The 13,305-nt window shown below is 50.7% G+C and carries 10 protein-coding genes and 3 tRNA genes; 10 read left to right on the top strand and 3 right to left on the bottom strand.

Annotation, left to right across the window (positions count from 1 at the left end):
• Positions 1-206 precede the first annotated feature (206 nt).
• The 4 genes from gltX (at position 207) to ACO0LK_RS14205 (ending at position 1,985) form a co-directional block, all read left to right on the top strand.
• Positions 207-1,601, top strand: coding sequence for a glutamate--tRNA ligase (gene gltX / locus ACO0LK_RS14220; protein WP_422976059.1), 1,395 nt, complete (start codon positions 207-209; stop codon positions 1,599-1,601).
• A 65-nt stretch (positions 1,602-1,666) separates the two neighbouring features.
• Positions 1,667-1,742, top strand: a tRNA-Ala gene (locus ACO0LK_RS14215).
• A 31-nt stretch (positions 1,743-1,773) separates the two neighbouring features.
• Positions 1,774-1,849: transfer RNA gene (locus ACO0LK_RS14210), tRNA-Glu, on the top strand.
• A 60-nt stretch (positions 1,850-1,909) separates the two neighbouring features.
• A tRNA-Glu gene (locus ACO0LK_RS14205) sits at positions 1,910-1,985 on the top strand.
• A gap of 149 nt (positions 1,986-2,134) precedes the next feature.
• Here the strand turns inward: ACO0LK_RS14205 and ACO0LK_RS14200 are convergent.
• Positions 2,135-3,190, bottom strand: coding sequence for a sulfate ABC transporter substrate-binding protein (locus tag ACO0LK_RS14200; protein WP_186948989.1), 1,056 nt, complete (start codon positions 3,188-3,190; stop codon positions 2,135-2,137).
• Positions 3,191-3,440: 250 nt separating this feature from the next.
• Here ACO0LK_RS14200 and ACO0LK_RS14195 point away from each other — a divergent pair, with 250 nt between their 5' ends.
• Entirely contained in the window at positions 3,441-5,000 is a 1,560-nt protein-coding gene (locus ACO0LK_RS14195) for a thioredoxin family protein (RefSeq protein ID WP_422976057.1), read from the top strand.
• 123 nt (positions 5,001-5,123) lie between these two features.
• On the opposite strand, the gene ACO0LK_RS14190 is transcribed toward ACO0LK_RS14195, so the two are convergent.
• Complete coding sequence (locus tag ACO0LK_RS14190) at positions 5,124-6,701, bottom strand: ABC transporter substrate-binding protein (RefSeq protein ID WP_422976055.1); 1,578 nt, start codon at positions 6,699-6,701, stop codon at positions 5,124-5,126.
• Positions 6,702-7,053: 352 nt separating this feature from the next.
• On the opposite strand from ACO0LK_RS14190, the gene ACO0LK_RS14185 reads away from it, so the two are divergent.
• Both ACO0LK_RS14185 and ACO0LK_RS14180 read left to right on the top strand, forming a co-directional pair.
• A complete protein-coding gene (locus tag ACO0LK_RS14185; protein WP_422976053.1) occupies positions 7,054-8,655 on the top strand; it encodes a DUF1800 domain-containing protein in 1,602 nt (533 codons plus the stop codon).
• A 64-nt stretch (positions 8,656-8,719) separates the two neighbouring features.
• Positions 8,720-9,973 (top strand): DUF1501 domain-containing protein, encoded by a 1,254-nt coding sequence (locus ACO0LK_RS14180; RefSeq protein WP_422976051.1) that lies wholly within the window; start codon positions 8,720-8,722, stop codon positions 9,971-9,973.
• A gap of 158 nt (positions 9,974-10,131) precedes the next feature.
• Here ACO0LK_RS14180 and ACO0LK_RS14175 read toward each other — a convergent pair whose 3' ends face one another.
• Entirely contained in the window at positions 10,132-10,566 is a 435-nt protein-coding gene (locus tag ACO0LK_RS14175; protein ID WP_422976049.1) for a hypothetical protein, read from the bottom strand.
• Positions 10,567-10,694: 128 nt separating this feature from the next.
• Here ACO0LK_RS14175 and ACO0LK_RS14170 point away from each other — a divergent pair, with 128 nt between their 5' ends.
• Genes ACO0LK_RS14170 through ACO0LK_RS14160 form a run of 3 tightly spaced genes read left to right on the top strand, consistent with a single transcriptional unit; the run spans position 10,695 to position 13,240 of the window.
• Positions 10,695-11,738: a methionine ABC transporter ATP-binding protein gene (locus ACO0LK_RS14170; RefSeq protein WP_422976047.1), complete on the top strand. Its 1,044-nt coding sequence runs from the start codon at positions 10,695-10,697 to the stop codon at positions 11,736-11,738.
• Entirely contained in the window at positions 11,738-12,397 is a 660-nt protein-coding gene (locus tag ACO0LK_RS14165) for a methionine ABC transporter permease (RefSeq protein WP_186948995.1), read from the top strand. The genes ACO0LK_RS14170 and ACO0LK_RS14165 overlap by 1 nt, the downstream gene beginning before the upstream one ends.
• A 30-nt stretch (positions 12,398-12,427) precedes the next feature.
• Entirely contained in the window at positions 12,428-13,240 is an 813-nt protein-coding gene (locus ACO0LK_RS14160; protein ID WP_422976045.1) for a MetQ/NlpA family ABC transporter substrate-binding protein, read from the top strand.
• Positions 13,241-13,305: the final 65 nt, after the last annotated feature.

The following is a 13,305-nucleotide window of genomic DNA, read 5'->3' as shown; positions in this document are numbered from 1 at the left end:
GGTGATCTACTCTTAAACGGACTGATTTTCAGCGCCATACTACCATGCAGGCAGTCTGTCGCTCTGGCCGCGGGCTTGATTCCGGCAGTAGGCAGTGTCGAAAGCTATCCGCCCACTAAGTTAAAACGGTAAAATGCTGATTTTAACCATTAAAGCGTCTTGCCTGCCTGTCTTCAATTGGCGGTGGGATGCATGCTAGTGATCTCATGACTGTACGCACCCGTTTTGCTCCCAGCCCTACCGGCTATCTTCATGTTGGCGGTGCCCGCACTGCCTTGTTCAGCTGGGCATTTGCCCGTCATTTCGGTGGCACCTTTGTGCTGCGTATTGAAGATACGGATCTTGAACGTTCCACCCCGGAAGCCGTCCAGGCAATTCTGGATGGCATGAACTGGCTGGGCCTGCAGCATGATGAAGGTCCGTTCTACCAGATGAAACGCATGGACAGATACAGTGAAGTCCTGGCCGACATGCTGGCCAAAGGTACTGCGTACCACTGCTATTCGTCGCCAGAAGAAGTCGAAGCCATGCGTGAACGTCAGCGTGCTGCCGGCGACAAACCGCGCTATGACGGTACCTGGCGTCCGGAAGCTGGCAAAACCCTACCAGCAATACCGGCTGACCGCAAACCCGTCATCCGCTTTAAAAATCCACTGGATGGCGAAGTCAGTTGGCTGGATGTCGTCAAAGGACAAATCACCATCGCCAATCGTGAGCTCGATGACCTGGTCATTGCCCGTCCGGATGGCACGCCAACTTACAATTTCTGCGTCGCAGTCGATGACTGGGACATGCAAATCACCCACGTTATCCGGGGTGATGATCATGTCAATAACACACCGCGCCAGATCAATATTCTCAATGCGCTGGGCGCGACTCTGCCGCATTATGGTCATTTACCGATGATCCTGGGGGCGGATGGACAAAAGCTGTCCAAACGTCATGGCGCTGTCAGTGTGATGGACTATCCACTGCAAGGCTATCTGCCTGAAGCCATGTTGAACTACCTGGCGCGTCTGGGCTGGAGTCATGGTGATGACGAAATCTTTTCCATGGAACAGATGTGCAGCTGGTTCGATTTAAATCATTTGTCTGGTTCTGCTGCCCAGTTCAATCCTGAAAAACTTGCCTGGGTCAATAATCATTACATCAAGGCAGCCGACAATCAACGTCTGGCTGATTTGATCAAGCCGCAAATGCTGAATGACGGTGCACAGTTCGACAATGCGCCGCCATTGACAGCGGTGATCGCACTCTTGAAAGAACGTGCCAATACCACAGTAGAACTGGGGCAGGCAGCCATGCTGTTTTATCGCCAGCCAGCCGCAGACCCGGCGCTGATGAAACAGCACGTGACAGAAGCCGTATTGCCCGCCTTGCGTCAATACGCTGAACTGTGCAAAACCGTGGAGTGGAATAAGGCGGCCCTGTCTGCCGTCATGAAACAAACCCTGGCTGATTTCTCGTTGAAGATGCCGCAACTGGCCATGCCTTTGCGCTTGCTGCTGACAGGTCAATTGCAAACACCATCCATTGACGCGGTGATAGAGCTGTTTGGCCGTGAAGTTGTTTTGCAGCGTTTAAGCCTTATTGCAGTTTAGTGAGGGTGGGGGGCTTTACATCTTATGAAGCTTCCCCTATAATCTCGTTTCTGTTCTGCAGCGTCGGGGGTATAGCTCAGCTGGGAGAGCGCTTGCATGGCATGCAAGAGGTCAGCGGTTCGATCCCGCTTACCTCCACCAAAAGATGCGCAGCAGCAGAACATAACTTGTTGTCCCCATCGTCTAGAGGCCTAGGACATCACCCTTTCACGGTGAGTACAGGGGTTCGAATCCCCTTGGGGACGCCAATAAACTTCATAAAGTTCATTGTGGACAACAAGTTAAGGTCAGTAATACGGACAGATTTTGTCCCCATCGTCTAGAGGCCTAGGACATCACCCTTTCACGGTGAGTACAGGGGTTCGAATCCCCTTGGGGACGCCAGTAAGCTCTTTTGAAGAGAATAAAAAGCCTTGAGAAATCAAGGCTTTTTGCTTTTCTGTTGCAGGTTTTATTTGTGCCGGATTATGTCCGTAAAATCCACTTTCCGTTCAGTCCATGCCAGAACGGAAAGCAGTTAGTTACAGCACAGCTTATTTCTTGGTTTGATAAATCTTGTCAAACTCACCGCCATCATCAAAATGTTTTTTCTGCGCCTGTTTCCAGCCGCCGAATACTTCATCCACGGTAAACAGGCTCACAGGCTTGAACGACGCTGCATATTTTTTTGCTGCGATTTCTGAACGTGGGCGCAGATAATGTTTGGCGATCAGGTCCTGGCCAGCTTCGGTGTACAGGAATTGCAAATAACCGGTAGCGATTTTGCGCGTGCCCAGTTTGTCAGCCACCTTGTCTACTACGGCGACCGGGGATTCTGCCAGGATGGAAATCTTGGGATACACCACTTCAAAGTTGTCACCAAATTCCTGACGCACCAGTTGCACTTCATTTTCAAACGTTACCAGTACATCGCCAATTTCACGCTGGGTAAAAGTGGTGGTGGCACCGCGTCCACCGCCATCAAGTACCGGCACATTCTTGAATAAATTTTCTACCAGTTGTCGGGCTTGTGCTTCGGTGCCGCCATTTTTAATCACGGATCCCCATGCGGCAAGATAGCTGTAGCGGCCATTGCCGGATGTCTTGGGATTGGGGATGATGACTTTCAGGCCCGGCTTGCCAAGGTCATCCCAGTTGGCGATGTGCTTGGGGTTGCCCTTGCGTGTCAGGAACACCATGGTGGAATAAAAAGGCGCAGCATTGTTCGGGAATTGTTTGGCCCAGTCTTGCGGCAGCAAACCCTTGTCTGCCAGGATATCAATATCATTTGCCTGATTCATGGTAACGACTGAAGCTTCCAGCCCATCGATCACAGAGCGTGCCTGTTTGCTGGAGCCACCATGTGACTGATTGACACTGACGGTTTCGCCGGTTTTCTTTTTCCAGTCGGCGACAAAGGCCGGATTGATATCCTTGAACAATTCCCTGGTGACGTCATACGAAGCGTTCAGGATGCTATTGGCTGCCTGTGCCGATGTATAGGTGGCAAACAGGCCTATGCCTGCAATCAGCAGTGCAACGCTGATGCTTTTGCGGCGCAGACTTTGCCGTTTTTCGATGAGTTGCTGGATATGCTTGATTCTTGTCATGTATTACTCCTGTATTTTTGCCAGTGTTGGGATAGTCCCATCTTGCGCAAAAATGACGACCTTGGGAACGACGATATTTCTGTTTGCTTATTTGAAAAATGTATATCAGGGGCCCTTGTTGGCCTTTGGCAAGCATAAACCGCATAAGCTTGCGCAAAATCAGTCTGGCAGAGCAACATGTTGTTGGTGCAAAGCGACGCTTAATTTTGTTACACTGATTGCTTGATATATTTATTCCTGGTCAAATCCTATGAAGATGATCCCCTCTCTGATGGCAACTTTGCTGGCTACCAGCTTCGCAAGCCTGCCCGTATTGGCTGCTGACGCCAAGGCATCCGCATCTGCGCATGCTGCACAAAATGGTATTGATTGGCGCAAAGACAATAATGTCGATGCAGCGTTTGCCCAGGCCAAGGCCAGCAACAAACCCCTGTTTCTGTACTGGGGCGCTATCTGGTGCCCGCCTTGTAACCAGGTCAAGGCGACCATCTTCAACCGTCAGGAATTTATCGACAAATCACGTCATTTCATCCCCGTCTATCTGGATGGGGATACGCCGGGGGCACAAAAATTTGCGGCGCAATTTAAGGTACGTGGTTACCCAACCATGATTCTGTTCAAGCCGGATGGAACAGAAATCACCCGCCTGCCAGGCGAAGTGGATTCAGAACGTTACTTGCAGGTATTGACGCTGGCCCTGAACACCAGCCTGTCGGTGCAAGACACCCTGAAGCTGGCGCTGGCTGGTGGCAAGACCTTGAAGAATGAAGACTGGAGCTTGCTGGCAGATTATTCATGGGATGACCCTGAACAGAAACTGATCGCTGGTAAAGACCTGCCCGCTACTTTGCTGAAACTGTCTGAACTGAGCCCTGCCGGTCTGCATGCGACACGCTTGTATCTGCGTGGCATTTATGCGGCGGCCACGGCCAAGCCTGGTCAGGCCCTGCCAGCGATAGACAAGGCACAGGCTAGCGAGAAAATCCTGAAAGCCATTTCAAATGTCAGCACAGCGCGCGACAATATGGATTTGTTGTCCTATGGGGCAGGGGAAATAACTGAATTTCTGACCACGGCCAAATCAGATTCACGCAACAAGCTGGTACGTGCCTGGAATGTAGCGCTGGTCAAACTGGCCGATGATGCGACGCTGTCCAAGACCGACCGGCTGGGCGCTGTCGGTGCCCAGGTGGCCCTGGCCAGTCTGGACAATGCCAAGCCAGAGGCAGCTTTGCAAAAAGATGTACAAAAGCGTGTAGGCCTGATCGAACAGGCGACTACCGATGCGTATGAGCGTCAGTCCGTCGTCAATGCTGCTGCCCACGCACTGGGAGATGCAGGTTTGCTTGACGATGCTGATGCCTTGCTGAAGGCCGAACTCAAGCGTTCACATTCGCCTTACTATTTCATGTCCACCCTTGGTTCGAATGCCAAAAAACGCGGCGACAAGGTGGCGGCAGCAAACTGGTATGAGCAGGCGTATGACGCTGCCAAAGGCCCGGCTACCCGCTTGCAATGGGGTTCCAACTACGTCAGCAATCTGGTGGATCTGGCACCGAATGATGATGCGCGTATAACCAAGGCTATACAAAGCGTATTTGGTGAAGCAGCGAAAGTGGACAATGCCTTCTATGAGCGCAATCGTGCTTATCTGGAAAAGATGGGTAAGAAACTCATAGACTGGAATAAAGAGGGTAAGCATCAGGTCGCCTACCAGAAAGCCCGCTCGCAACTCGATGGTATCTGCGGCAAGCTGCCCGCGACTGATCCGCAAAAGGCAGTGTGCCAGGGCGTATTGCTGAAATCCTGATCGGTTATTAATTCAGTTCAGGTAACGGAACTTGAATTGGACTGGAATAAAAAAATCCCGCGACAGCAATCGCGGGATTTCTTATTTGTGGCTGGATATTAAAGCGCGATCAGTCATGCTTGATTAATCAGGTTTGAACTGATGCGCAAAAGTAAATTCATCCGCCCTGGCCTTGTAGTGCAGGCCCTTGCGCAAAGCCCAACTGGCGTATTGATGATGCAGCGGGATCACGGCATAGTCTTGCAAGGCGATGGCTGCCGCTTTTTTGGCAAAGGCTTCATGCTTGTCGGCTTCGACGGCTGCCAGCGATGACTCTATCGCTTCATCCAGCGCACGATTGCTGTATTTGCCCCAGTTCCAGCTACCCCAGCCGTTTTCGGCATTGGTCGTGCCCAAAATGGTACGCAGCGCGAAATCACCGGCCAGCGAACCCCAGCCCAGCAGAGCCATGCTGTAATCACCCTTGGCCGCTTTCGGGAAATACACTGCCAGTGGTTGTGTCTCTACCTTGGCCTGTATGCCCACCTTGCTCAGGAATTGCGCTACCGTCTGTACGATCTGTTCATCATTGATATAGCGGTTATTCGGTCCGTGCAGGGTGATGGCAAAACCATTTGGATAGCCAGCCTCAGCCAGCAATTTCTTGGCACCTTCCGGGTCATAGGCTTCGACCTTCAAACTGTCGTTATAGCCAAACACACCAGGGGCGACCAGGTTGGATGCCGGTACAGCCAATCCTTCGAGTATGCGTTCAGTCAATGCATTGCGGTTGATGGCCTTGGCAATCGCCTTGCGCACGCGTATATCCTTCAGCGGATTGTTCGCCAGAGGTTTGCCAGCCTTGTCGGTAATGTAAGGCGATACTCTGGATTGGTGGTCCAGTTGCCAGAACACGGTACGCCAGGAAATCTTTTGTTCCAGTTTGAATTTTGGATTGCTCTTCAGTTTGCCCAAATCTGCCGGAGGTATGCTTTCTATGACATCGACATCGCCAGACAACAGGGCTGCCATGCGCGGTGCACCTGCGCTGATGATACGGAAAGTGACTTTGTCCCAGGCTGATTTTTCACCCCAGTAGGCATCATTTTTTGTCAGTTCGACGGCATCACCACGTTTGAAGCTGGCGAACTTGTAGGGGCCAGTACCGATGGCTGCCTTGCCGCTGTTGAAATCGTCAGTGCTGGCCTGCAACGCGGCTTTCTTTGAAACGATGAAGATGGAACTCATGTCCAACGGCAGTGGACCATACGCTGTTGCTGTCTTCAGGCGCAGGGTATACGGGTCAACAATCTGCTTGCCGATAATCTGCTTGGTGAAGCTGGTATAGGGGCCGGGGCTATTCTTTATCTGCGCAGGCCGGTCGAGAGAAAACACGACATCCTCCGCCGTCATCTCGCTGCCATCATGAAATTTTACACCGTGGCGTAATTTGAATTCCCAGGTGGTGGGGTTGATGGCCTTCCAGGATAAGGCCAGTCCAGGTGCGATACGACCGTCAGAATCGACGCTGACCAGTGCTTCAAACAGATGCGAAGCCATGGCATTGTTGGGGCCACTGTTGAAATAATGCGGGTCCAGGGAATTGACATCTGCCGCCAAACCAATTTTGAGATTGGCAGCATGACTGAAGCTTGGTAAAGCAACACCGATTGAAACGGCAAGCAGAGCAGGGACAAACAATTTTTTTGAAATAGAAAACATGGGCAACCTTCAAGCTTTAATAGCGCAAGCTTACCATTGCCTGAACATTTCATCAGAGCGGGGATTGCATTTGTATATATGAAACATATTCTAGTTTTTTTGATAAGGCGAATTTACAAATGGAAGCATTTTCTACAAGAGCGACACGATGCAAATGAGGGTGCAGGGCGGACGCTTGCACGTCTGTAACAATCAACAGTTTTGCCGCATTTGATTTACATATCGTTACTTGTGAAAGCACTTCCCATGCCTCTATATTGAGGACATAAGAAAAACAGATAAGCAAAGACATTTTTCTTCTGAGTAAATACTTCCACAGTTTCCACGGTCTCAATAACGGGTATAAAAATATATGAAAAACCTGGCAAAAATTTCTGGCTCGCTGCTATTGGCAATTACTGCAAGTATCTGTTCCGTGCCGGGCTCCGCTGCTACTGCGGCCTCTGCGGCCGCTGCCATGTCAACGGATGCAGAAGTGGTCCATGTATTAAACCGCCTGGCTTTTGGCCCGCGCCCCGGTGACATAGAGCGGGTAAAGAAAATGGGTGTGGACAGTTATATCGAGCAACAATTGAATCCGCAATCTCTGCCTTTGCCAGAAGGTTTGCAAACAAAACTGAAATCCCTTGATGTCATGGGACAGAGTGCAGGATCTGTATTGTTTGATTATCAAAAAGCCTTGAAAGACACCAACGATGGGTCTGATGCAGCGCAAAAGAAGCGTCGTGAACTGGTAGGCCGCATCATTGAACAAACCGCGCAAGCCAGGTTGTATCGGGCGATAGAAAGCTCACACCAGCTGGAAGAGGTGATGCTGGATTTCTGGTTCAATCATTTCAATGTTTTCAATGGCAAGGGCCTGGACCGTGCACTGGTTGCCAGTTATGAGCGTGATGCTATTCGGCCCTATGTCTTTGGCAATTTCCGTGATTTGCTGGGGGCAACGGCCAAGCACCCTGCGATGTTGTTTTATCTTGATAACTGGCTGTCCACCTCGGCCGATTTTCATGCAAATGGCCGCCAGGCCAAGGCGGCAGGACAGAAAGGCAAGTCGAATGGTTTGAATGAAAATTATGCCCGTGAAATTATGGAGCTGCATACCCTGGGCGTGGATGGTGGTTATACCCAGAAAGATGTGACGGAACTGGCACGCATGCTGACAGGCTGGACATTTGATCCGCGTGCCATGCTCAGGAATAATCAGAATTTTTATTTCGATGCTGACAGGCATGATAATGGCACCAAGCAATGGCTAGGAAAAACCATCGCACCACGTGGCCAGGCAGAAGCAGAATTTGCGCTGGATGTTCTGGCCATGCACCCGGCTACTGCCCATCACCTGAGTTTCAAGCTGGCACAGTATTTTGTCGCCGACAAACCTGCACCGGCACTGGTGGACATGCTGACCAAACGTTATCTGGATACCCATGGCGACATCCGTGCGGTGCTGCAAAGCCTGTTTGCCAGTGCCGAGTTTCATGATCCGCACAATATGGGAATGAAATATAAAACCCCGTACCAATACGTCATATCTGCCATCCGTGCCAGTGATGTACCAGTGCAAAATGTCCGGCCCGTGCTGGGTGTGCTGGCGCAACTGGGTATGCCCCTGTACGGTAGCCAGACGCCAGATGGTTATAAAAATACCCAGGATGCCTGGATGAACCCGGATGCCATTACACGTCGCATCAACTTTGCCACTGCTCTTGCGACTGGACGCCTGCCATTCGACAAGGACATTGAAGAGGGCGAAAAAATGGGTAAGAAACAGTTGGCAAAACAGGCTGAAGAAAAATCAGACCGGCCAGCAGTGATGCCTGCGGTGAGTGCAGCAGCCCTCATTCAGACCATGGGCGCAGGCTTGTCTGGCCGCACCATAGAAATAGTGAATGGCAATCAGGAGGCTTTACGTGCAGCCCTGATCCTGGGCAGCCCGGATTTTATGCAGCATTGAAAAGCGGCTGGCAAGCAGACGGTTGTGATTGAACGATGTGCACCACCAGAATGAAGAGAATAAAATGAAACGCAGAAATTTTTTATATTCCATGGCAGCCGGAGCTGGCTTGCTGATTCCTGTCGGTCATGGTGTATGGGCCGCAAGTGCAGGTAGCGGTGCCACAGAAGCCGCAACAAAAAACAAGCTGATCGTCATCATGTTACGTGGTGCGGTCGATGGCCTGAATGTGGTGGCCCCTTACGGCGATGCAAATTATGCGCGACTGCGCCCAAATATTGCGCTGGCCCGCCCCGGGCAAACCGATGGTGCGATTGATCTGGACGGTTATTTTGGCCTGCATCCCGCACTGGCTGATATGCAGGAACTATGGCAACAAAAGAAATTGGCCTTCGTGCATGCGAGTGGTTCACCAGATTTTACCCGTTCACATTTTGATGCCCAGGATTATCTGGAATCCGGTACGCCCGGTCGTAAAGGCACAGCAGATGGCTGGATGAACCGCTTGCTGGGCGCGCTGCCAGGCAATACAACGCCTACCCGCGCTGTCAGTGTGGGCGCGGTCATGCCGCGTATTCTGTCAGGCAGTATCGCTGCCAGTAATATTGCCAGCGGCGCGGCTGGCACCAAGGCCAACGTGCTCGACCGCCCCAAGGTCGGTGCTGCCTTTGAACAGATGTACAAGGAAAACGATAAGTACGCGAAAACCTTTAGCGATGCCCAGGAGGCCCACCAGGAAATGATGGGCGCTTCGATGGAAAAAGAACAGCAGGCAGCCAACGGTGGTGCACCTTTGCCCAATGGCTTTCCTGATGACAGCACCCGTATTGCCACGCTGATGCGTAATGATCCCAAAATCCAGATGGTCTTCATGGCATTGGGCGGCTGGGATACCCATGCCAACCAGGGTGTTGGTAAAGGTCAGTTGGCCAACCGTCTGTCACCACTGGGGCTGGGCCTGGCCAATCTTGCCAAACGCCTGGGCCCCATGTTTGACGACACCACGATAGTTGTCATGTCAGAATTCGGCCGCACTGCCAAACAGAATGGCAATGGCGGTACCGATCATGGACATGGCAATGTCATGTGGGTCATGGGGGGCAAGGTCGCAGGCGGCAAAGTTTATGGCGACTGGCGCGGTCTGGGTAGTGACCAGTTGTATGAAGGCCGTGATGTGCCGGTGACCACGGATTTTCGTTCCGTGCTGGCGCAGGTATGCGAGCGTCACATGGGCTTGTCGGATAATCAATTGATCAAGGTATTCCCTGAGCAGGCTTCTGCCAGGACCAGCTTCAATTTATTCCAGAATAAAGCATAACAGCGAAGTCCTGTAGCGATAGATTTGCAGGTGTTGGTCTTGTTCTTGCTGACGCCAATAAAAAGCCACTCTGAGATTTGTTCAGAGTGGCTTCTTTGTATGTCCTGGTATGTCCTGGTATGTCCTGCTATGCCCGGATAGATCGAGGTATATCTGGATCAGGCTGTCGTATTGATTGTCGTACCAGTTACCTGTCCACTGGTATTGACGACGGGCTTAGGCTGTTCTGGCGGCTTTGATTCGGCTTGTTTCGCGCTATTTTGCTTGTTGACTGCCTGCGCCTGTTGTTCAGCTTGCGCATCCGTAACTCTTTTTTGATCTGCAATCGCATCGGCGGTGCCGGAATCGCGATCAGCCGCAGCACCTATCGTCTCGCTATTTTGTTTTGCACGTGCGTCAGCAGCTTGCTGGATAAGTTGCTGGTTTTGCGCCGAACTGGAAGAAGTAACTGAAGTAACCATAATATTAACTCGCTTTGCTCGCATGGAGCGTCTGAAGAATCTCTTTCCAACATAGTAGTCATGTCTGGAATATACAAGCGATTTAAACACAAATTCACTTTTCTTGCCTGAAATAAACTTGATGCGTGGCAAGTTTATGATTTTTCCTTCTGTCTTTATGCGTCAGGCTTGTATATACAAGTTTGTTTATATGATTGGAAAAGCGCATTTCCTTTCGATACAGTGTTCTCCATCGGCTATATCTTTTGGTTGGGAATTCAGTGTTACGTATCGAGCAATTAGGCAAATATTACAAGGCAAATGGCCATGCAGTCAGGGCTCTCCACAATATCAATCTTGACATTCAAAAAGGACAAATTTTCGGCATTATAGGACGTTCAGGTGCAGGTAAAAGCAGCCTGTTGCGCACCCTGAATCTGCTGGAACGACCAAGCAGCGGCAAAGTATGGATAGAGGGTGAGGATATCACCGCGTTTGATCGTCAGCGCTTGCATGGTTTGCGTCAGCGTATCGGGATGGTGTTCCAGCATTTCAACTTGCTGCATGCAAAAACTGTCACGGAAAATATTGCTTTCCCGCTCAAGCTCACGGGGGAATATACCAGCGACACCATACAGGCAAGAGTAGAAGAATTATTGGAGCTGGTGGGCTTGAAAGATCAGGGCCGCAAATATCCTGCGCAATTATCTGGCGGGCAAAAGCAGCGTGTGGGCATAGCCCGTGCACTGGCCAATTATCCACAACTTTTATTGTGTGACGAGGCGACTTCGGCACTGGACCCGGAAACCACGCAAGCCATCTTGCGCCTGCTGCTGGATATTAATCAAAAGCTGGGGCTGACCATCGTATTGATCACGCATGAGATGCAGGTGATACGCACGATCTGTGATGAGGTGGCGGTGATTGATGCGGGTGAAATTGTCGAAACCGGCGCAGTGGTTGATGTCTTTTTGCATCCACAGCATGCGGTGACGCAAAGCCTGGTGGCAGAAAACCAGGCGCTGGATTTATCGGTGCTGGAGCGTAAAGATCAAGATCAAGATCTGGATCGCCATTTACTGCGCCTGAGCTATGTCGGATCAAGTACACATGAACCCATCATCACCCGTATCGCCGTACAAACCGGGGTTGATATCGCCATCTTACAAGGCGTGATAGGACGCATCAAAAATACGCCGTATGGGCAATTGCTGGTCGAGTTGCGCAGTACGCAAGAACAGTCAGACAGGGTTGAACAGTTGCTGGTGAATGCCGGCGTCAGGGTGGCAAGGATCAGTATCAGTGCTGCGGCAGAGGTGCATTGATGGATTTCTCTCAAATCGACTGGGCCGATATGGCGGTGGCGACGCTGGATACGCTGACCATGACAGGTGCTTCTTTGTTGTTCACAGTGTTGCTGGGTTTGCCTTTGGGTGTGCTGCTGTTTTTGACTGGTAAAAAACAATTGCTGGAACAGGGTGTTTTCTACGCGGTGTTATCTGTCGTGGTGAATGTCTTGCGCTCTATTCCTTTCATCATTTTGCTGATAGTGCTGATTCCTTTCACGTTGTTGTTGATGGGAACATCACTGGGTGTGCCGGGCACGATACCACCGCTGGTGATCGGCACAACCCCATTTTTTGCACGTCTGGTGGAAAACGTTTTGCGTGAAGTGGATAAGGGAATTATCGAGGCCTGCCAGGCCATGGGGGCCAGAACCTGGCAAATCATCTGGCATGCCTTGTTGCCAGAAGCCTTGCCTGGTTTGCTGGCCGCCGCCACGGTGACGACGATTGCCCTGGTGTCATACGCAGCCATGTCAGGTGTGATTGGTGGCGGTGGCCTGGGCGATCTGGCATTGCGTTACGGCTATCAACGTTTTCAAACCGAAGTCATGGTGGTCACGGTATTTATTTTGATTGTGCTGGTGCAGTTGCTGCAATTTGTTGGCGACAAACTGGTGTTGAAGTTCACCCGGAAGTAAGTATTTTTCTATTCTTTAAATGGAGTTTATATGTCTTTAAATTTGAAACGCCGTCTTAGCTTCGCTCTGGCCGGTGGCCTGGCAACTGCTGTCTTGTTGGCTCCCGCATCCGTATTGGCGCTGGAAACCTTGAACATCGCAGCCAGTCCGGTACCGCATGCAGAGATACTGGAATTTATCAAACCGCAACTCGCTAAAGAAGGCGTGGATTTGAAAATAAAAGTCTTCACTGACTACATACAGCCAGCAGTACAGGTCAATGAAAAGCACCTGGATGGTAATTTCTTTTTGCATCAGCCTTATCTGAATGAATTCAAGAAAAGCCACAAGAACGATATCGAAGTGCCTATCGCCAAAGTACATGTAGAACCATTCGCTGCATATTCCAGCAAATACAAGAAGCTGGCCGATTTGCCTGACGGTGCTACGGTCGCTATCCCGAATGATCCATCGAATTCTGGTCGCGCACTGTTGTTGCTGGCCAAGCAGGGTTTGTTGAAACTGAAGGATCCGAAAAACATCTCAGCCACGCAAAAGGATATTGTTGAAAATCCTAAAAAGCTGAAATTCAAGGAACTGGAAGCGGCGACATTGCCACGCGTGCTGGGGCAAGTTGATCTGGCATTGATCAATACCAATTATGCGATAGAAGCCAAACTGAATCCTGTGAAAGACTCGCTGTTTATAGAAGATGCCAATTCACCTTATGCCAATTTGCTGGTGGCACGTGAAGACAATAAAAACAGCCCGGCATTCAAGAAACTGGTTGCTGCGCTGAACTCGCCAGAAGTCAAAAAATTTATCGAAGAGAAATATAAAGGCGCAGTTGTTCCTGCATTCTGATCCAGGGTTTTCGCTCGCTAGCACTGTGCAAGTTGAATTCAAGGTGAAAAAAAACGCTGCTTGAA

It is taken from the genome of Undibacterium sp. Ji49W (genome assembly GCF_049340205.1).
Lineage (GTDB): Bacteria > Pseudomonadota > Gammaproteobacteria > Burkholderiales > Burkholderiaceae_D > Undibacterium.
This window is presented reverse-complemented; position numbering and strand designations above follow the sequence as displayed.

Coding starts and splice junctions, on each gene's coding strand:
- gltX (WP_422976059.1), top strand. CDS start 207: ATGACTGTACGCACCCGTTTTGCTCCCAGCCCTACCGGCTATCTTCAT.
- ACO0LK_RS14200 (WP_186948989.1), bottom strand. CDS start 3,190: ATGACAAGAATCAAGCATATCCAGCAACTCATCGAAAAACGGCAAAGT.
- ACO0LK_RS14195 (WP_422976057.1), top strand. CDS start 3,441: ATGAAGATGATCCCCTCTCTGATGGCAACTTTGCTGGCTACCAGCTTC.
- ACO0LK_RS14190 (WP_422976055.1), bottom strand. CDS start 6,701: ATGTTTTCTATTTCAAAAAAATTGTTTGTCCCTGCTCTGCTTGCCGTT.
- ACO0LK_RS14185 (WP_422976053.1), top strand. CDS start 7,054: ATGAAAAACCTGGCAAAAATTTCTGGCTCGCTGCTATTGGCAATTACT.
- ACO0LK_RS14180 (WP_422976051.1), top strand. CDS start 8,720: ATGAAACGCAGAAATTTTTTATATTCCATGGCAGCCGGAGCTGGCTTG.
- ACO0LK_RS14165 (WP_186948995.1), top strand. CDS start 11,738: ATGGATTTCTCTCAAATCGACTGGGCCGATATGGCGGTGGCGACGCTG.
- ACO0LK_RS14160 (WP_422976045.1), top strand. CDS start 12,428: ATGTCTTTAAATTTGAAACGCCGTCTTAGCTTCGCTCTGGCCGGTGGC.